This is a genomic window from Citrobacter sp. RHB35-C21 (genome assembly GCF_013816515.1).
Taxonomy (GTDB): domain Bacteria; phylum Pseudomonadota; class Gammaproteobacteria; order Enterobacterales; family Enterobacteriaceae; genus Citrobacter; species Citrobacter braakii.
In genome coordinates this window covers 2,765,521-2,785,417 of sequence record NZ_CP057147.1, presented here as the reverse complement: position 1 = coordinate 2,785,417, position 19,897 = coordinate 2,765,521, and the positions used below count along the sequence as shown (strand labels likewise).

Annotated in this window: 17 protein-coding genes; 8 read left to right on the top strand and 9 right to left on the bottom strand. The window is 52.0% G+C overall.

Annotated features, from left to right (window positions below; all coding sequences use genetic code 11):
* Positions 1 to 138: 138 nt before the first annotated feature.
* Positions 139 to 1,167, top strand: coding sequence for a Mal regulon transcriptional regulator MalI (locus HVZ39_RS13560; RefSeq protein ID WP_016153014.1), 1,029 nt, complete (start codon positions 139 to 141; stop codon positions 1,165 to 1,167).
* A gap of 45 nt (positions 1,168 to 1,212) precedes the next feature.
* Here HVZ39_RS13560 and HVZ39_RS13555 read toward each other — a convergent pair whose 3' ends face one another.
* Both HVZ39_RS13555 and manA read right to left on the bottom strand, forming a co-directional pair.
* Entirely contained in the window at positions 1,213 to 2,721 is a 1,509-nt protein-coding gene (locus HVZ39_RS13555) for a YdgA family protein (RefSeq protein ID WP_181632541.1), read from the bottom strand.
* 106 nt (positions 2,722 to 2,827) lie between these two features.
* Complete coding sequence (manA, locus tag HVZ39_RS13550; RefSeq protein ID WP_019076743.1) at positions 2,828 to 4,003, bottom strand: mannose-6-phosphate isomerase; 1,176 nt, start codon at positions 4,001 to 4,003, stop codon at positions 2,828 to 2,830.
* A 262-nt stretch (positions 4,004 to 4,265) separates the two neighbouring features.
* On the opposite strand from manA, the gene fumB reads away from it, so the two are divergent.
* Together fumB and fumC are read left to right on the top strand one after the other, a co-directional pair.
* Positions 4,266 to 5,912: a class I fumarate hydratase gene (gene fumB / locus HVZ39_RS13545; RefSeq protein ID WP_181632540.1), complete on the top strand. Its 1,647-nt coding sequence runs from the start codon at positions 4,266 to 4,268 to the stop codon at positions 5,910 to 5,912.
* Positions 5,913 to 6,053: 141 nt separating this feature from the next.
* Positions 6,054 to 7,457: a class II fumarate hydratase gene (gene fumC, locus HVZ39_RS13540; protein WP_181220461.1), complete on the top strand. Its 1,404-nt coding sequence runs from the start codon at positions 6,054 to 6,056 to the stop codon at positions 7,455 to 7,457.
* Here the strand turns inward: fumC and tus are convergent.
* Both tus and rstB read right to left on the bottom strand, forming a co-directional pair.
* Positions 7,454 to 8,386, bottom strand: a complete 933-nt coding sequence (gene tus / locus HVZ39_RS13535) for a DNA replication terminus site-binding protein (protein WP_181632539.1) — start codon at positions 8,384 to 8,386, stop codon at positions 7,454 to 7,456. The genes fumC and tus overlap by 4 nt on opposite strands.
* Before the next feature lie 73 nt (positions 8,387 to 8,459).
* Complete coding sequence (gene rstB / locus HVZ39_RS13530) at positions 8,460 to 9,761, bottom strand: two-component system sensor histidine kinase RstB (protein WP_131405897.1); 1,302 nt, start codon at positions 9,759 to 9,761, stop codon at positions 8,460 to 8,462.
* A gap of 65 nt (positions 9,762 to 9,826) precedes the next feature.
* Here rstB and HVZ39_RS13525 point away from each other — a divergent pair, with 65 nt between their 5' ends.
* A complete protein-coding gene (locus tag HVZ39_RS13525; protein WP_049041453.1) occupies positions 9,827 to 10,171 on the top strand; it encodes a DUF1294 domain-containing protein in 345 nt (114 codons plus the stop codon).
* Positions 10,172 to 10,193: 22 nt separating this feature from the next.
* Here HVZ39_RS13525 and HVZ39_RS13520 read toward each other — a convergent pair whose 3' ends face one another.
* The gene (locus HVZ39_RS13520) at positions 10,194 to 10,985 is read right to left on the bottom strand and encodes an MBL fold hydrolase (RefSeq protein ID WP_019076747.1); all 792 of its coding nucleotides are present in this window, start codon (positions 10,983 to 10,985) and stop codon (positions 10,194 to 10,196) included.
* Between the two features lie 192 nt (positions 10,986 to 11,177).
* Here HVZ39_RS13520 and HVZ39_RS13515 point away from each other — a divergent pair, with 192 nt between their 5' ends.
* Positions 11,178 to 12,017, top strand: coding sequence for an aminoglycoside phosphotransferase family protein (locus HVZ39_RS13515; protein ID WP_181632538.1), 840 nt, complete (start codon positions 11,178 to 11,180; stop codon positions 12,015 to 12,017).
* A 119-nt stretch (positions 12,018 to 12,136) separates the two neighbouring features.
* Complete coding sequence (locus HVZ39_RS13510; protein ID WP_181632537.1) at positions 12,137 to 13,165, top strand: HoxN/HupN/NixA family nickel/cobalt transporter; 1,029 nt, start codon at positions 12,137 to 12,139, stop codon at positions 13,163 to 13,165.
* Between the two features lie 148 nt (positions 13,166 to 13,313).
* Here the strand turns inward: HVZ39_RS13510 and rstA are convergent, their stop codons facing one another.
* Positions 13,314 to 14,057, bottom strand: a complete 744-nt coding sequence (gene rstA, locus HVZ39_RS13505) for a two-component system response regulator RstA (protein ID WP_016153025.1) — start codon at positions 14,055 to 14,057, stop codon at positions 13,314 to 13,316.
* Positions 14,058 to 14,174: 117 nt separating this feature from the next.
* On the opposite strand from rstA, the gene HVZ39_RS13500 reads away from it, so the two are divergent.
* Positions 14,175 to 14,510 (top strand): GlpM family protein, encoded by a 336-nt coding sequence (locus HVZ39_RS13500; RefSeq protein WP_016153026.1) that lies wholly within the window; start codon positions 14,175 to 14,177, stop codon positions 14,508 to 14,510.
* Here the strand turns inward: HVZ39_RS13500 and folM are convergent.
* The 3 genes from folM to ydgH form a co-directional block, all read right to left on the bottom strand.
* Positions 14,507 to 15,229 (bottom strand): dihydromonapterin reductase, encoded by a 723-nt coding sequence (gene folM / locus HVZ39_RS13495; RefSeq protein WP_181632536.1) that lies wholly within the window; start codon positions 15,227 to 15,229, stop codon positions 14,507 to 14,509. The two genes, HVZ39_RS13500 and folM, sit on opposite strands and share 4 nt — an antisense overlap.
* Positions 15,230 to 15,265: 36 nt before the next feature.
* Positions 15,266 to 16,648, bottom strand: a complete 1,383-nt coding sequence (locus HVZ39_RS13490; RefSeq protein ID WP_016153028.1) for an amino acid permease — start codon at positions 16,646 to 16,648, stop codon at positions 15,266 to 15,268.
* A gap of 244 nt (positions 16,649 to 16,892) precedes the next feature.
* On the bottom strand, positions 16,893 to 17,837 hold the full coding sequence (ydgH, locus tag HVZ39_RS13485; RefSeq protein WP_016156455.1) for a DUF1471 family protein YdgH: 945 nt from the start codon (positions 17,835 to 17,837) through the stop codon (positions 16,893 to 16,895).
* 525 nt (positions 17,838 to 18,362) lie between these two features.
* Between ydgH and pntA the strand changes: the two genes are divergently transcribed.
* Positions 18,363 to 19,892, top strand: coding sequence for a Re/Si-specific NAD(P)(+) transhydrogenase subunit alpha (pntA, locus tag HVZ39_RS13480; RefSeq protein WP_029139532.1), 1,530 nt, complete (start codon positions 18,363 to 18,365; stop codon positions 19,890 to 19,892).
* The last annotated feature ends 5 nt before the right edge of the window (positions 19,893 to 19,897 follow it).

Here is a 19,897-nt window from a genome sequence, read left to right as displayed (position 1 = left end):
ATGATGGCGAGAAGATAAAACGTTTTACCTAATTTTAGTGCGGTATAAATCACATTATCGAACGATAATAGGGGGTATAAATATAAGTGATTGATAAAACGTTTTATCCGTCACGTTATCAGGGAGTTTTCTGTTTTTATGGCTATAGCCAAAAAAATAACCATCCATGATGTTGCGCTGGCTGCGGGGGTTTCGGTCAGCACCGTCTCATTGGTGCTCAGTGGAAAAGGGCGAATTTCATCAGCGACTGGGGAGCGGGTGAATGCTGCTATTGAGCAACTGGGGTTTGTGCGTAACCGCCAGGCATCAGCGCTGCGCGGTGGGCAGAGCGGAGTAGTTGGTTTGATTGTACGCGATCTTTCAACGCCGTTTTACGCCGAGCTGACGGCGGGTCTGACGGAGGCGTTAGAAGCGCAGGGGCGCATGGTCTTCTTACTGCACGGCGGTAAAGATGGGGAGCAGCTGGCGCAGCGTTTCGCGATGTTACTCAACCAGGGGGTGGATGGCGTGGTCATTGCCGGGGCCGCTGGCAGCAGTGATGCGCTGCAACAGTTGGCCGCTGATAAAGGGATCCCGGTGGTATTTGCATCACGCGCCAGCTACATGGATGACGCAGACACCGTCAGGCCCGATAACATGCAGGCTGCACAGTTACTGGTTGAACATCTTATCCGCCACGGACACCAGCGTATTGCCTGGCTGGGCGGGCAGAGTTCTTCATTGACTCGTGCTGAGCGCGTCGGCGGCTATTGTGCAACTTTACTAAAATATGGTTTACCGTTTCATAGCGACTGGGTGCTGGAGTGCTCATCCAGCCAGAAGCAGGCCGCAGAAGAGGTAACGGCGCTGTTACGCCGCAATCCCACGATCAGCGCGGTGGTGTGCTACAACGAAATAATCGCCATAGGCGCCTGGTTTGGCCTGATGAGAGCAGGACGTCAGAGTGGTGAAATTGGTGTCGATCGCTATTTCGAACAGCAAATATCGTTGGCCGGATTCGCTGATGTGGCGGAAAACGCGTTGGACGATATCCCGATTACCTGGGCCTGTTCGCCTGCGCGTGAAATGGGATACACCCTTGCTGAACGTATGCTACAACGCATTGCCCACGATGAAGGTCATTCACGCAATCTGACGCTTTCCGCTCGTCTGGTGGCGGCGAAATAAAAAAGCCCGATAAACACTGTTATCGGGCCTGTCACTGACGAGTGATTATTGTTGCGGGATGGCAGGGGCATCCGGCTGTGTAAGAGAAGGCATACCGAACATACCCACAAACTCATCCAGCGGCATTTTTTGTCCGTTCAGCGTCACCTGGCCGTTTGCGTATTGCAGGCTGGTGCCGATAACGTTGTCCTGCAAAGTCGTAATGCGGAACATCTGCCCCATCGCCGCCAGGCCATTAACCTGTTGCTTCGCCAGACCAGCCGCTTCTTCCTGCTGATATCCTTCCAGTTTGGCAATTTGCGTCATGAACTCAGTCGCCATATCGACAGGGATGGTCAGTTTCGCATCCAGCGATTTGACGGAACGATCCACTTCCTGGGCCAGCGTTTGCGGCTCCACCGTGTTTGCGGTCGGATCTTTTAGCAGCAGTGACAGATTAAATGTGGTTTCACCTTTTGCATTCTTCCAGCTCAGTGGAGCAATGGTGACAACCGGTTCGCCTTTCATCAGAATCGGTAGCGCATTAAAGAAGGCTTCGGTGACTTTCTGCTGATAAAGCTCAGGATTTTGCACCACATCAATCTGCGCCATCAGCGCTTTGGTTTGGGCGCTGTACTGCTGGCTGAACTGGTGCAGTGCTTCACCGTCAATCTGGCCAACTTTTAACGTCAGCTTACCGCTCCCCATATCCTGGCCCTGCAATTTCAGGCTGTTCAGGGTGTAATCCAACTGGCTGTTGACGGTTTTGCCATCGTTAATCAGATCGGATTTGCCATCGATACCCATGCCTTCCAGCACCGCCAGCTCTTTGCCCTCGACTGAAATCGACAGTTTTTCGAGGGACAATTTCTGATCGCCGATGCGCTCACCAAAGCTTGCGATACTGCTGGAACCTTCAGTTTTCAGGTTATTGAAAGTAACTTGTACTTTCTGATCATACTCATTGACGGCATTGACCAGGCCACTTTGCGCCTCGCCAGTCAGCGACACTGCATTACCATCCTTATCTGCCGTAAACTGGAACTCCCCGCCACTAAAGGCCACTTTTTCGTCGACTTTCTCGTAGTTCAGCGGTTTGAGGGAGAGATCGGAACGGGTATCCCCACTGTAGCCAATACGGGAATTAATGATGAATGGCGTCTCACCTTTGGCAATATCAAACAGCGGTTTCGTCACGTCGTTATTGACCAGCGTCGTTTTCACGGAGGCCATTGCCGGAACAAGATTCAGTGATTTCAGCTGAGCCAGCGGGAAAGGACCGTGATCAACGGTTTCATTCAGGACGATGCTTTGTCCCGGTTTCAGCCAGGAATCTGCCTGCCCGGCAACAGGTTTCACCACCAACTGCAGTTGGCTATTGAACACGCCGCGCTGGTAGTTTTGATAACTCAGTTCAATGCCCGCCTCTGGGGAGTAGCGTTTTAACTGATCGTTTGCCTGCGTCACCATCTCGGCGAGATGCGTTTCGAGTTTCTTTCCTGTGTACCAGGCGCCGCCCGTCCAGACGATACCCAGTGCAACCACCACACCCGCAGCTACCAGCGATTTTTTCATTTTGATATCCATAAAATAAAACCAGGCGTTTGAAGACGCCTGGAGGAGTGACATGTCTTTAACTCACTACAGCTTAGCAAGAGTTGTTAAAAATATCAGTATCTTGCTACAGCTTGTTATAAACCCGAGCTAAACGGCCCGTGCCGCTGACGTTTACCGGCGATTCATTCGCGCTAATAAAGGCCGACTCACCCGGCTGCAGCACCAGACGCTGCTCGCCCTTGCTCAGCACAGCTTCACCTTCGATGCAGAACAAAATGGCCGCACTTTGCTGGCTGATATCTGCGCCATTGGCGGTCAGTTCATGCAAGGAGAACGCGAAATCGTCGACCGGAATGGGGAAGTCCAGTTCGCTGTCAGTCTTAACTGGCGTGGTCAGCAGTTGATTGGCTGGCTTGGCGACAAACTTAACGTTGGCGACCAGCTCCGGGATATCAATGTATTTTGGCGTCAGTCCAGCGCGCAGCACGTTGTCCGAGTTAGCCATTACCTCCAGCGCCACACCTTGCAGGTAGGCGTGTGGGGTTTCGGCAAATAAGAACATCGCTTCGCCAGGATTGAGCTTCACCACATTGAGCAGCAGCGGGGAGAAGAGCCCGCTGTCATTCGGATAGAAATCGGCGATCAGGCGAATGGTTTGCCACGGTTCACCCTGCTGGCTGTTCAGCGCCGATTTCAGGATCGCCAGCGCATGGGATTTCTCCTCATCCTGCATATTCAGCAAGCTGGCGAAAAGATAGCTCAGACGTTCCGCGCTCGGTTCCTGCAGGAAATGCGCAATAGCCGGATGCGCGGCGGAAACCGGTTGTAACAATGCGACAATGTCAGAGAACTCGCGGAATGCGTTCATCGCCAGGAACGGTGTCAAAGCAAAAACCAGTTCCGGTTTGTGGTTAGGATCTTTGTAATTGCGCTCTGCGGCATCCATCGGGATCCCCGCCGCGTTTTCTTTGGCAAATCCGATTTCAGAGTTGTGCTTGTTAGGATGAACCTGAATCGAAAGAGGTTGCGCGGCGCACAGCACTTTAAACAGGAAAGGCAGTTCACCAAAGCGTTTCGCAACAGCATCGCCTAACAGTGCGGATTTATCGTGTTCGATGACATCACGCAGAGCGACCGTCTGGCCGTCAGCGTTCAGAACCTGCGAACTGCTTTTCGGATGCGCGCCCATCCACAGCTCAGCCATCGGTTGCTGAGTGGGGTTGGCAATCCCATAAAGTTCCGTTAACGCAGTTTTACTTCCCCAGGCGTAGTTCTGCACTGAGTTGATGAGTTTTTGCATTCTCAAGCCCTGTTTCAATGTGGAATTTTCTTCGGCTATTAAACCAAGAAACCCTTAGCGAAGTAACCTGCACATGTAAAAAGTCGTACTTGTCTCAGTTTTTGTTAAAAAATTGTGTAGGATATGGTGACTCGCTTTTAATACCCTGAGTAATTCCGGTTGCAGAAAGCCTTTCCTTCTACAACCCGACCTGCGGCAGGGAAGCAGGGCAATGGAACATCTGCCCAGAGAATAACCAGACCGAGCAGTAAGTGAGAACACAATGTCAAACAAACCCTTTCATTATCAGCATCCTTTCCCCCTCAAAAAGGATGATACCGAATACTATCTGCTGACCAGCGACCATGTCTCCGTTGCCGAATTTGAAGGGCAGGAGATTGTTAAAGTCGCGCCGCAAGCCTTAACGCTGCTGGCTCGTCAGGCCTTCCATGATGCATCGTTTATGCTGCGTCCTGCGCATCAGCAGCAGGTGGCCGACATTCTGCGTGACCCGGAGGCCAGCGAAAACGACAAATATGTGGCCCTGCAATTCCTGCGGAACTCTGATATTGCGGCAAAAGGTATTTTGCCGACCTGTCAGGACACCGGCACCGCGATTATCGTGGGTAAAAAAGGTCAGCGCGTCTGGACCGGCTGCGGGGATGAAGCTGCGCTGGCGCGCGGTGTGTATAACACCTACATCGAAGACAACCTGCGCTATTCACAAAACGCCGCGCTGGATATGTATAAAGAGGTGAACACCGGTACCAACCTGCCGGCACAGATAGATTTGTATACCGTCGATGGCGATGAATACAAATTCCTGTGTATTGCCAAAGGCGGTGGTTCGGCGAACAAAACCTATCTGTACCAGGAGACCAAAGCGCTGCTCACGCCGGGCAAATTAAAAAATTACCTGGTTGAGAAGATGCGAACGCTGGGAACAGCGGCCTGTCCGCCGTATCACATTGCGTTTGTGATCGGTGGAACGTCAGCGGAAGCCACGCTGAAAACGGTGAAACTGGCGTCGGCTAAATATTACGATGAGCTGCCGACCGAAGGTAACGAACATGGTCAGGCTTTCCGCGATGTGGAGCTGGAAAAAGAGCTGCTGATTGAGGCACAGAATTTGGGGCTGGGCGCGCAGTTCGGCGGGAAGTATTTCGCTCATGATATCCGCGTGATCCGCCTGCCGCGTCACGGTGCGTCGTGTCCGGTTGGTATGGGCGTTTCTTGCTCAGCCGATCGAAATATCAAAGCTAAGATCAACCGTGAAGGTATCTGGATCGAAAAACTGGAGCATAATCCAGGCAAATATATACCAGAAGAGTTGCGCCAGGCGGGAGAAGGCGAAGCGGTACGCGTTGACCTCAATCGTCCGATGAAAGAGATCCTGGCTCAGCTGTCGCAGTACCCGGTTTCTACACGTCTGTCGCTTAACGGTACCATTATTGTTGGCCGTGATATTGCGCATGCGAAACTGAAAGAACGGCTGGATAACGGCGAAAGTTTGCCGCAGTATGTTAAAGATCATCCGATCTATTACGCTGGCCCGGCAAAAACGCCGGAAGGCTATGCCTCTGGTTCGCTTGGACCAACCACGGCAGGGCGTATGGATTCGTATGTTGACCAGCTTCAGTCCGCAGGTGGCAGTATGATCATGCTGGCGAAAGGCAACCGCAGCCAGCAGGTGACCGATGCCTGTCATAAGCATGGCGGCTTCTACTTAGGCAGTATCGGCGGCCCGGCAGCGGTGCTGGCCCAGGGCAGTATCAAAAGTCTGGAGTGTGTGGAATACCCTGAACTGGGGATGGAAGCCATCTGGAAAATCGAAGTGGAAGATTTCCCGGCGTTTATCCTGGTGGATGACAAAGGCAACGATTTCTTCAAGCAGATTCAGACGTCGCAGTGCGCACGCTGCGTTAAGTAACGTCAGCCGCCCTTCGGGGCGGTTTTTTTTACCGCACGAACCACCAAACGACAGATTAATCCTCGTTAATACTCATAAGACCAATGCAAATGGGCAATGTCGAAACATAACCTAATCAATTGTTAATGTAAGGAGCAGGTAATGGTAACGGTACGCCGCGAGAATGATTCAATGGGGGAGATTGATGTTCCAGCCGATAAGCTTTGGGGCGCGCAAACCCAACGTTCGCTGGAGCATTTTCGTATCTCTACGGAGAAAATGCCGGTCTCGCTGATCCATGCGCTGGCGCTGACGAAACGCGCCGCAGCAAAGGTTAACCAGGATCTCGGGCTGCTGGCGGAGGATAAAGCCAGGGCTATTATGCAGGCCGCAGATGAGGTGTTGGCGGATAAACACCGCGATGAGTTTCCGCTGGCCATCTGGCAAACCGGGTCAGGTACACAAAGCAATATGAACATGAACGAGGTGCTGGCAAACCGGGCCAGCGAGTTGCTGGGCGGCGTGCGGGGGATGGAACGGAAAGTTCACCCCAACGATGATGTTAATAAAAGCCAAAGCTCGAATGATGTGTTCCCGACCGCAATGCACGTTGCCGCGCTGCTGGCGCTGCGTAACTCACTGATCCCGCAGTTAAATGTCTTAACCAAAACGCTCAGTGATAAATCACACGCTTTCGCGGATATCGTCAAAATTGGTCGTACACATCTGCAAGATGCAACCCCGCTTACGCTTGGCCAGGAGATTTCCGGCTGGGTGGCAATGCTTGAACATAACCTCAGACACATTGAAAACAGCTTACCCCACGTGGCGGAACTGGCGCTGGGGGGAACCGCGGTAGGGACCGGACTGAACACGCATCCGGAATATGCCCGTCGGGTCGCGGATGAATTGCGGGACATTACCTGTGCGCCGTTCGTTACCGCACCGAATAAATTTGAAGCGCTAGCCACCTGCGATGCTCTGGTTCACGCCCACGGCGCGCTAAAAGGGCTGGCGGCGTCGCTGATGAAAATCGCCAACGATGTGCGCTGGCTGGCATCCGGTCCGCGTTGCGGGATTGGTGAAATTTCGATTCCAGAAAATGAACCGGGCAGCTCCATTATGCCGGGTAAGGTCAATCCTACCCAGTGTGAAGCGCTGACCATGCTTTGCTGTCAGGTAATGGGCAACGATGTCGCCATCAACATGGGCGGAGCGTCAGGTAATTTTGAGCTCAACGTTTACCGTCCGATGGTCATCCACAATTTCCTGCAGTCGGTGCGTCTGCTGGCTGACGGTATGGAAAGCTTTAACGAGCACTGCGCGACAGGAATCGAGCCTAATCGTGAACGAATCGATCAACTGCTCAACGAGTCGCTAATGCTGGTGACCGCGCTCAATACCCATATCGGTTATGATAAAGCCGCTGAAATTGCCAAAAAGGCGCACAAAGAGGGGCTGACGTTAAAAGCCTCCGCCCTGGCGCTGGGGTATCTAACCGAAGCGGAGTTTGACAGCTGGGTACGCCCGGAACTGATGGTTGGCAGTATGCGGCCAGGCAGTTAATCCGCAACGTAGTACAGGTGCAGCCGGGGAATAATCAATCTCAACGGCTGCGCCTGAGGTTTATAACGATGCTGAACATTGTCGGCATCATAATTCAGTAACTCGCCGATATCTGGTACGGTCATGCCGTTTTCATTGTTGAGCAACGCGATCAAGGGCGTCGGGCAGGCATATTGCACCTGCTTTTGTTCTCCTTTGTACCAGACGCGGGCGATGGGCTGCACTTTTACCGGCCGTTTAATCTTCAGGCGCGCCTGCTGGCCCAGGGCGGCGACATCCTGATATTCCCGTTCAAGTTTCGCCTGCCACTCTTCCCGCGTCCAGGGATGTACGCTGCGCGGCGACGTCAGGCTTTTTTCCAGTTGTTGCAGTACTTCATCGCGTTTCAGATTTTTAATAATGTGCTTGTTGGCCCAGCCAAATCGCAGGGTGGCAGGTTCTCTGACAAGGGTGAGCGTACGATAGGCATTCAGCGTAATCAGTCCCGGCAGGTGGCGATGCACCCATTCAAAACGCGCTGCCGGTGCCAGCCCTGATTCAACCGTGACAATGCGCTCGAAGGTGGTTTTTAGCTGGTTAATACGCTGTATTTGCTCTTCCAGAGCGCGCTGAGCTGCGTTATCTACCTGATAACACAGTACGCCTGGCAGGCGGACGGCCGCTTTGCTGCTACGATTCTCGGACTGTTGCTGGATAAACAGATGACGATAGTGGCGTAGCGCCAGCGTTTCAGCCTCTTTACCTAAATGCTGCTTAACATCAATGTTCTGCAGTGGAGCATGCTCTGCCTCTTTGACCACTTCCGGTAACGAGAAGACGCGCGCAATCAGCAGCGTCTGCTGCAACAGATTGTCGTTCAGAAGCGCCAGCTCTTGCTCCATCTGGCGGAAGGTGCCGTTCAGGCGGTCGACGAGATCGTAACGGGCCATAGATTTACCATTTTAGTTACAACATACTTTTTTATAGCACAACCTCCACCATTTGACCACCGAGCCGAATGGGTCAGGCAGCTGAAATTTCAGGAATGTTATGCCAGACGGACCAACTGAAACAAAAGCGGGCGCCGCCGAGTTCACTTTCATCACAGACGACTGTACCGCCCATAGCCAATGCGATCGAGTGAACAATGGCTAGCCCAAGCCCGCAACCACCGGTCGCCCGGTCACGGCTGGGGTCAAGGCGTACAAACGGTTCAAAAACCTGTTCGCGGGCGTCTGGAGCAATACCGGGACCGTCATCTTCCACAACCAGCGTCGCCTGATTGCCATTCAATAACAGACTCGCTTGCACCGTAGACTGGCAATAGCGCAGGGCGTTATTCAGTAGATTATCCAGTACGCGCTCCATCAGGCGCATATCCAGCGCGCCGTAGTCGCCAATATTAAGATGGCGTAAGCGCACCGCACGCTCAGGGTTTACGCTTTGCACATCCTCCAGATGGGTTGTCAGCCAAACGGCCAGGTCTGGTACGCTGAGCTTCAGTTCATTTTGCGGGCGGTCCAGCCGGGCATAGGTCAGTAATTCTTCGATTAACCCTTCCAGTTGGCCAATATCGCGATTTAGCGCCTGGGATTCCTGCGCGGTGAGGTTATCACTCATTTCCAGCCGGTAACGTAAGCGTACCAGTGGGGTACGAAGCTCATGGGCAATGCCATCGATAAGTTGTTTCTTACTGGCGATTAGCGCATTGATATTGTCTGCCATCTGGTTAAACGCGATACCCAATCGCTCAAAGCTGGAACCGCTGTCAAAATGGAGGCGTTCGCCCAGATGTCCTTCCCCAAAACGCTGTGCAGCAGCTTCCAGTCGCAGCATTTCCTGCCAGTGCGGACGCATCCAGATAAGTACCGGAAAGGCCAGCGAGATGGCAATAAATGCCATCAACGCGATGTCCAGCAAGCGCATTTGATGAAGAAAATAGAGATAAGGAAGTGGGCCGACGGCCAGCACGTAATGGCTGCGTGGGATCCGTTGAATAAATGTGTATTGATCGTCAAGCGCCACGATATCGCCTTCGCGCAAACGTTGCATTGTTTGAACGTCCAGCGTGTACTTATTTAGCGGTTCAACGCGCAGGTCAAAGGAGAGGTTCAAATCCATCTCCTTCAGCGTTTTACCCCAGTCACGTGGCGGGATCTCGCGAAGCTCGCTGCGCATCAGGTATAACGAGCTTTTCATTAAATCGTCAAGCGATTGTCTGCCTGCGCGCTCTGCGGTGAATTTATAGACCAGGCCGACCAGCAGGGTCATCACCAGAAAGCAGACAAACAGCAGGAGATAAAACTGTACAAACAGCTTCTTCATAAAAAATCACCGAATACATAATATAATGCTCACCGATACTCTCAAAATTGCTGTGATATAAAAATATGAATTTCAATCGCTGTTGTTATTTACTACTTATTTTCGCAGCGTTAGGCTGCATTTTCACCTCGCATCCCTTTGTTATATGGTTTTTGCTCGCCAACATACTGACGTTGGCAATGTACGGTGCGGATAAAATGGCAGCGCGCAGGGCCTGGCGCCGAGTACCAGAGTCCACTTTGCTGCTGTTTGGCGTTGTTGGCGGGTGGGGGGGCGCGATAGCCGCTCAACAACTCTTTCGCCATAAAACACAAAAACAGCCATTCAAAACCTACTTCATTATCAGTGTGATAGTGAATGTGTCTGTCATCGGAGCGGCCTATCATTTCTATCCCATTTCATCCTGGTGAACGTCAGTGACAGGCAGCCTGCTTACTTGAGACAGGAAACGTACTTTTCACCTGAGCGCTGCACGATGTCATCGGCATTTTTCGTTATGTCTTTCCCTTCAAACGCGCCATAGAGTTGCTTAAATTTCACCGTACTCAGGCGGTGGGTAATGTCGCTGACCGTTGCGGCTGGCAGTGGCAACATATTGGGGTAGCTCCACATAAAAGAGACGGCATGCGCCCCAGGGGTGACCTGAACGATATCGCCGGAAAGCACCACGCCTTCATCTCGCGCCCAGTGCAGAACGCAGCCGCCAGCAAAGTGTCCGCCAAGGCGTATCACACTGACGTCGCGTGTCAGTTCCAGGGTGTCGCCATCCCAAAATTTAATCCACGGGCTGTCGCGCATTACCCACTTGCGGTCGTTGGCATGGAGATAAATGGGAGCGTTAAATTCGTCAGCCCAGTCTTGCATGGTGGTGTAGTAATGAGGATGCGAAATCGCGATGGCCTTAAGCCCGCCCAGGGACGTTATTAGCATTTTTGTGGCGTCGTCGAGCGTGGCAATGCAGTCCCATAAAATATTGCCTTCCGGAGTACGCAGAATAAACGCCCGTTGATCAATTGCAAAACCAGGAACGGTGCGGATGCTGAGGAGGGTGCTGTCATGTTGCCGCCACTTATTTGTGTGCGAAGCACAAAGTGCGGCAAAATCGACCCATTCCTGTCCGGTCGCGGGGACATACTGACGTTCGTCCTGGCAGATATCGCAATGTTCAGGAAGGGCGTCTGCCACCTCATAGGATGTTCCACAGGCTTTGCATAACGTGATCATCGTGTCTTCCTCTATTGAAAAAACACAGTCAGCATGGCACACCGATACGCAAGGGTGTGCCCTTTAGTGCTCTACACGATAAGCCAGGAATGGTGGGCGTGGGTCGTTGTGGCCCAACCAGCAGAAAGCAGGAATAATGTCTACACCGTCCCTGTCGAGGGGCATTTACGGCGAAAAAAATGAGGATAATGTTTGGAAAATAGTCTGTTCAACACATGGCTCAGCCGTTGGGGACTTACTCCTGATGGCCAACCGCTTGAGACGCACACATCACAGCTTTTGCCCGTGGTGACCAAAGATGGTCAGAAAGCCATACTCAAACTCACCGACGATGACAGTGAACGAAACGGCTGCGAACTAATGGTCTGGTGGAACGGGAATGGTGCTGCGAAAGTGCTTGCTCATGCAGCAGGGGCGATTCTGTTAGAACGTGCAACAGGGGCGGGGTCTTTAGCGGACATGTCCTGGTCCGGCAATGATGCGCAGGCCTGTCGCATTATTTGCCATGCAGCCAGTCGACTCCATCTCCCCCGGAATGCTTCAACGCCTGCGTTAACACCGCTACTTTATTGGTTTCGCGATCTGGCTCCTGCCGCAAAAAAGCATGGCGGCATCCTGACGCATTGTGCAGAGGTGGCAAACGTATTGCTCTCCTCTCCCCAGAATGAAGTCGTATTGCACGGTGACTTACACCACGGCAATATTCTTGATTTCGGAACGAAAGGATGGCTGGCTATCGATCCTAAAGGGCTGGTGGGCGAGCGTGGCTTTGATTACGCCAATATTTTTACTAATCCCGATCTTGCCGACCCCACCAAACCTGTCGCCATTGAGCCAGAAAAATTCACACAACGGGTAAATATTGTGTCTGAAATCGCGAGGATTGAACGGCAGCGTTTGCTGATGTGGATTATTGCCTGGTGTGGGTTGTCGTCTGCCTGGTTTCTGCAAGAAGGGGACTGCGCCACGATCCCCCTGCGCATCGCAGAGTTAGCGAGCGCGGAACTCGCTTTTGGGGGTAATCAATTTTGATCTACGACACTGGGCTGGTAATTCTTTAGAGTTATCATTAGCCTGGTAAATGTTTATTAATCAATCATTGAACGGCGGTGTGGTGTGTTGTCTAGCGCAAATTTGACAGGCTGGGAGCAATGAACGCATTGTTTTTTTTATTAAAAAAACGCCCGAACATTATTTTGTTGATGGTCTTACTCATCGGGGCAAACATCGTGGCGTGGCTGTGGGCTTACAGCGCGTTTAGCAACAACACGTCGTTACTGGCGCTTAGTTTGATCGCGTGGTGCTATGGTTTGCGCCATGCTGTTGATGCCGATCATATCGCCGCGATAGATAGCGCTACGCGTAAACTCATGCAGCAGAAAAAACGTGCCCTGACGACGGGAGCCTGGTTTTCTCTGGGGCATTCTACCATTGTGGTACTGGCAAGCATTGGCATTGCGTTGACCACCAGCGTGTTTAAGCAACACATGGCATGGTTTCAGAATGTCGGCGGTCTGATAGGTACCACGGTCTCTGCCGTATTTCTGCTGATTCTGGCTACCATTAATCTCGTTATTTTCTGCCATGTCTGGAAGGCTTTTCGTCAACTAAAACGCACCGGTACTTACGATGGCACCACAGAGGAAATGACAGTTTCAGGCCCGCTGAACTGGCTTTTCCGCTCGGCGTTTCGGCTGGTAGGCAAAGACTGGCATATGTATTTTGTCGGCTTTTTGTTTGGACTGGGTTTTGATACCGCTACTGAAATTTCTCTGCTCGGAATTTCTGCTTCAAGCGCATCCAGTGGCATGTCGGTGTGGTCAATTCTCGTGTTCCCGGCGCTGTTTACCTGCGGCATGGCGCTGATTGACTGCCTTGACAGTATCCTGATGGTTGAGGCCTACGGATGGGCATTCAATAAGCCGCAGCGTAAGCTCTATTACAATATGACCATCACCGGGACCTCGGTAATTGTTGCGCTTTTTATTGGCGGGCTGGAGGCGCTGGGGCTTCTCTCTGACGCATTTTCGCTTCAGGGTGGTTTGTGGGATACCGTCAGCGAGTTGAGTGACCATATGGGGAATGTCGGGTTTGCGATTATTGGCGTCTTTATCGGCTGCTGGATTATTTCTGCAATAAATTACCGTTGGAAAAAATACGACGGGCTGACGTTTAGTTGACACAAAAGAAAGCCTTCCGTGAAAGGGAAGGCTTGGATCTTACTTGAGGGCTGACTAATTCGCGGTGATGATACTCACCATCTTCATCACCCAAATCTGGATGATATTATAAGTGACGGTGTAACGTATAATGGTCGGCCCGGTGGGATTACATTTGAGGTTCATCGTCCCAGGCGTGCGGTGCGAACAGATAACCTTTGTTGCGCACCGTTTTGATTCGATAGGGTTCAGTCGCGTTATCGAGCAGTTTTTTGCGTAACCGGGAAATTGCGACATCAACGCTGCGATCCATGCCGTCATAACTTACGCCGCGCAGGTTCTTCAGCAGCGCATCGCGGTCCATAATTTGCCCGGCATGGGTTGCCAGCTCCCACAGTAATTCAAAATCTGCGGTGGAAAGAGAGACTTGCTCGCCGCCGAGCAGCACGGAACGATTGGTTGGGTCGATAGTGAGTGTGCCAAAGCGCAGCGTTGTGTGCGGCGTGATGGTTGCCGCCTGAATGCCTTTAGACTGGACTGAGTGTTCATTCTGGCGCAGATGCAGACGCAGGCGAGCAAGCAGCACTGCTGGCGGCGTTGTCTTCAGAATATAGTCACAGGCACCCATTTCCAGCGCCAGAATATGGTTCATATCGCTGTCCAGCGAGGTGAGCAGGACAATAGGACCCTGCCAGCGTCCACGCAAATCGCGGCAGATAGTCATCCCATCTTTGCCCGGCAGCATGATATCTAATAACACCAAATCGGGTTGAACTTGCAGGATTTTCTCCTCGGCCAAATCACCTCGAGGCTCAACGATAACCTCAATATCATGCCGGGCCAGATAGGCTGCAATCAGCGAGCCAACTTCGGGATCATCTTCAACAAATACGATGGTGTTCATATCATTCATTTTGAATATAAAACGCCAACATACACCGCCCCGGTTTTTCCTTCCATTAATCTTTTCTAAACAAGAACGCTTCCGTTATGCTAGAGGCTGATGTTATTGATGTGTTAAGGCAGAGTGATGGGACTCGTTATAAAAGCGGCGCTCGGTGCGCTGGTGGTGGTGTTAATTGGTGTGCTGGCGAAAACAAAGAACTACTATATTGCCGGATTAATTCCGTTGTTCCCGACCTTTGCGTTGATTGCCCACTATATCGTGGCCAGTGAACGTGGGATCGAAGCGTTGCGTACAACCATTGTCTTCAGCATGTGGTCGATTATTCCCTATTTTGTCTACCTCGTTTCGCTGTGGTATTTCACCGGATTTATGCGCTTACCCGTTGCGCTCGGCGGTTCAGTGGTGTGCTGGGGCCTGAGCGCATGGTTGCTTATTTTTTGTTGGATTAAATTGCACTAACGCAGATGACGCCCGCCATCAAGGGCAAAACTACGCCCGGTGACAAAACAGCTGGTCAACAGATAGTCAATTAAATCAATGACCTCTTTTTCACCCGGCGCTGTTTTCATCAGTGATTTGTTCAATGCCTGCTGACGATACTCTGCATCGTCACCCTCGTTAAACAGGATTAGCGAGGGGGCAATCGCGTTCACTTTCACTTCTGGTGCCAGTTTGCGCGCGAACGAGCGGGTCATGTTGTCCAGCGCCGCTTTGCTGGCTGCATAAGCGATGTGCTTATCGCTGCCACGCTCCACAACATAATCTGTAAAATGGATAATATCGCTGGCCGCGTGTCCATGCCCGCGCAGCAAACCTTCCAGCGCGTGGTTGAGCAGGTAGGGGGTATTGACGTGAATCTGCATCATGGTTGACAGCACTTCGGTTAACGGCGCACCGGGCTTTTCTGCAAGCCAGGCACTGGCATTATGCACAATACCGCGCAGGCCATCCGTCTTTGCTTTGACCTCATCCGCAAAGGCCAGTACGCCTTCATCGGTGGAAAAATCAGCCTGGATACACAGCGCGCCCGCATCTCGCAGGCCATCAATAGCCGGATAATGCGTGCGGTAGCTAACGATAACTGGCTGTTTTTGATTAATAAAGTGCCATGCGACGGCGAGGCCGATACGTCGACCTCCTCCGGTGATAAGAATTGGCAAAGGGGGTTTTTTACCCATCGTAATCTCCATGTGTCGCGAACGATGGGGACAATGTTACCCCATCAACATCCAGGTCGCCGGAACAGCAGCAACAAGCAGCAGGCCGATCAGCGCCATTTCCTGGCGTTTTAATACGTTTTCATGCGCGTGTGTTTTACGGGCATAAAGGAAAACCAGCAGCCCTGGCGCATACAGCACCACAGACAGCAGCAGGTGCATCGGACCTGACGCATACAATAACCATATGCCATAAATACTCGCTCCGATACCGACAGCCTTATGAATTGGACGAGTGGCAATTTTCAGCAGAAATGCGCCGACCAGTAAATAGGGCACCAGAATCATTTCTGAGGCGATGGTTAATAACGTATTGTAGTCGGAACCTGTGAGCCAGATCAGCACCAGGCAAATCTGTACGCAGATGTTGGTCAGCCATAGCGACGCCGATGGCGCGCCTTGCGCGTTCTGCCGCGCAAAAATGCGTGGAAACGCTTTGTGCGTGGAGGCGAGGAACGGCACTTCCGCCGCCATAATCGTCCAGCTTAAATAAGCACCGCACACGGAGACAATCAGGCCTGCGGCAATAATAATTTCACCCCATGGCCCCATCATTTTCACCATCAGACCGGCCATTGACGGGTTGCGGATCTCCGCCAGTTCGGGACGCGCGACAACGCCCAGAGACAGCAGGGTGACAAGCAGATAAACGCCCAGCGCGGCGAGTACCGCCAGCAGCGTAGCGCGTCCGACATCGCGTTTGTTTCTGGCACGAGCTGAAACCACCACCGCGCCTTCCACACCGATGAAAACCCACAGGGTGATGAGCATGGTGTTTTTTACCTGCTCCCAGACGGGAACGCCCAACGCTACGCCGGTAAAATCGAGGGTAAAGGTGTCGAGCTTAAACAGCATAAACGCCAGCACGATAAACAGACCAAGCGGCAGTAATTTCGCCAGCGTCGCCACCAGGTTAATACTGGCTGCCGTTTGCACACCACGCAGCACCAGAAAATGGACCACCCACAACAGCACCGATGCGCCAACAATCGACTGCCAGGTATTACCGTCGCCAAACAGACGTAACTCCGGCGTGTCGGTAAAGAAGCTGAGCGCAGAGAAAACAATCACCAGATACGAAACGTTAGCGATAACAGCACACAGCCAGTATCCCCACGCGGAGCAAAAGCCAATCAGTTCACCGAAACCTTCACGTGCATAGGTAAAAATGCCGCCATCCAGTTCAGGACGGATACGCGTCAGAATCAGCATGGCAAAGGCGAGCAAAAGGATACCCGCACCGGTAATCGCCCAACCAATCAGTAATGCAGCCGGGCTTGCTACCGCCGCCATATTTTGTGGCAGGCTGAAAACACCAGCGCCGAGCATTGAGCTTAAAACCAGCGCGGTGAGTGCGCTCAGACCCAATTTCTTTTCCATTTGTATCCAATGACAAAAACGAGAGTGAGAGAATAATTATTTTGGCAAACCGCATAAAAATGGTGAAAGCCACTAAGGCGCGGGATTTTACGGAGAGAAGAGAACGCATGCAATGGGGATAGAGAGATTTGTGACTAATAGTGTGAAAAGTAGTCTTAATACTGCTGTTTTTGTTTCGCCAGAGGGGAGGATGGCGGGAAATTATCAGGTCTACAAGGCTGTAGACCTGATAAGGTACTGAGTATTACTTATACAGGTCAGCGCTGATGGTCATGTTATTACCACGTTCAGACCACTGGCGGGTGATGTGATAATACTTAGCGCCTTTCTTCGCTGCGCGTTTGGCAACCTGGTAAGAGATTTCAGTCATGTTGCCATAGTTACCGGTGAACTTGATGCTGTCGAACGGCACCATCATAGCGGCGGTTGCTTTGTTCAGTTCTTCAACTTTGGTTCCATCCGGTAGCGTGACAGTGTAACGCCCACCTTTGGTGGATTGCGTTTCGAAGAAACGACCGACTTCAGCGCTCGGAGACGCGGTAGTCGCAACGCCTGGGATCTCAACTTTCTTCGCGGCTTCGCCACCGGCAGCTAATGCGGCACGTCCGGCATCTGAATCTGCTGGGATCGCATCAGGGCTTTGTACTACGCGTTTTTTCGCATCAGCTTTATAGATGAATGCGGTAATACGCTGGTTGCCGCCCTGGTTGGCATCGACCTGGCGCACGATGTAGAAGGAGTAAGCGCCTTTCTCTTTCGCTGCTTTGGTGATGGCATCGTTCACTTCAGGCTGGCTGCGGTAGAAGCCCTGCACCGTAACGGTATCGAATGGTTCTATCAGAACGGCCTGATCTTTTGGTAATTCCATAACGCCGTTAATGACACGGTTTTTGGACGCTTCCGCTTTTTCAGCATCGGCTTTATAGATGTCGGCTACAACGCGCCAGTTACCGCCGCTGCCAAAATCTGAGGTATCAACAACATAAAAGGAGGCTGCACCGTCTTTATCTGCACGGCGTGATACGGCGGTCACCGCGTCACCGATAGCATTAAAACGACCGGTAACCACAATGCGGTCATAGGGTTTCAGGGCAGCCGCTTGCTCCGGCGTCAATTCTGTCGCTGCATTTACAGAAAAAGCAGTCGCAGAAATAAGTGCGGACGCCAGGAGAGTGTTCTTAAGCTTCATAAAAATAATCCTTCGCCTTGCGCAAACCAGGTACTGGTATTGTTATTGACTAGAAACGTCGCTGATTATTGCATTTAAATTGTGTCAGTGTCTGCGTCAATTTTCACTCATCGTGCCACGTGACGTAACAACACAGATAACATTTTGTGATATGTCGAAAATTTCGGCGTTTGGCGACCAAAACTGATAAAGCAGTTGAATTTCATAAGTTAATTTAATGTTAATCAATTGTTTTTGGCAGGCACGTAATCATGTTTTGCCGCTTCGCTTGAGCGAATTATCGGCCTTTGTGGGCTATTTTTAGGGTATTTTATCTGCCAGCGGTCCGATTCCTCTCTATTTCGCGAATTTCATAATAAATACTGTTTTTTGGCGCTAGATCACAGGCGTCATTTTCAGTAGGTTATACAGAGTTTGTTACTGTTTTATTTTATTGGGGTAACACTGACCTCTTTCGAGAGTGCGCGCATGCCTCGTGCGAACATTGATAAACCATCATCACAAATACAGATGGAAGGGAACATTATGCGAATTGGCATACCAAGAGAACGGTTAACCAATGAAACCCGCGTCGCAGCTACGCCGAAGACGGTTGAGCAGCTGCTTAAGTTGGGTTTCAGCGTCGCGGTTGAAAGCGGTGCAGGTCAACTGGCAAGTTTTGACGATAAGGCGTTTGTACAAGCAGGCGCAGAAATTGTTGACGGAAATGCCGTCTGGCAGTCAGAGATCATCCTGAAGGTCAACGCGCCGGAAGAGGCGGAAATCCCGTTGCTCAACCCGGGCACGACGCTGGTGAGTTTTCTTTGGCCCGCGCAAAACCCTGAGCTATTGCAAAAGCTGGCAGAGCGCAACGTGACGGTTATGGCGATGGACTCCGTGCCGCGTATTTCGCGCGCGCAGTCGCTTGATGCCTTAAGCTCGATGGCGAATATCGCCGGGTATCGTGCCATTGTTGAAGCCGCTCATGAATTTGGCCGCTTCTTCACCGGGCAGATCACCGCCGCGGGCAAGGTTCCACCTGCCAAGGTCATGGTGATTGGTGCGGGTGTGGCAGGTCTGGCAGCTATCGGTGCGGCAAACAGCCTGGGCGCTATCGTTCGTGCTTTTGACACCCGTCCGGAAGTGAAAGAGCAAGTTCAGAGTATGGGCGCTGAATTCCTCGAACTGGACTTTAAAGAAGAGGCCGGCAGCGGCGACGGTTACGCCAAGGTGATGTCCGAAGCGTTCATCAAAGCCGAAATGGCGCTCTTCGCCGCGCAGGCGAAAGACGTTGATATTATCGTTACCACCGCGTTGATTCCGGGCAAACCGGCACCGAAACTGATCACCCGCGAAATGGTCGATTCGATGAAGGCGGGCAGCGTGATTGTCGATCTCGCCGCGCAAAACGGCGGTAACTGCGAATATACCGTGCCCAACCAGGTGACCACCACCGAGAACGGGGTGAAGGTTATCGGTTATACCGACCTGCCAGGCCGACTGCCGACGCAGTCTTCCCAGCTTTATGGCACGAACCTCGTTAACCTGCTCAAGCTGTTGTGCAAAGAGAAAGACGGCAATATCACCGTCGATTTTGACGACGTGGTCGTACGTGGCGTTACGGTAGTTCGCGAGGGTGAAATCACCTGGCCTGCGCCGCCGATCCAGGTTTCTGCTCAGCCGCAGGCTGCGCCAAAAGCCGCGCCCGCGCCGAAAGAAGAGAAAAAACCGGCCTCACCGTGGCGCAAATATGCGTTGATGGCGCTGGTCGTCATACTGTTTGGCTGGCTCGCTGATGTCGCGCCGAAAGAGTTCCTGGGTCACTTTACGGTGTTCGCGCTTTCCTGTGTAGTGGGTTACTACGTGGTCTGGAATGTGTCGCACGCGCTACACACTCCGCTGATGTCCGTGACAAACGCTATCTCCGGGATCATCGTTGTCGGGGCGTTATTGCAAATTGGCCAGGGTGGCTGGGTGAGTTTCCTGAGCTTTATCGCGGTGCTTATTGCCAGCATTAATATTTTCGGTGGCTTCACCGTGACTCAGCGCATGCTGAAAATGTTCCGGAAAAACTAAGGGGT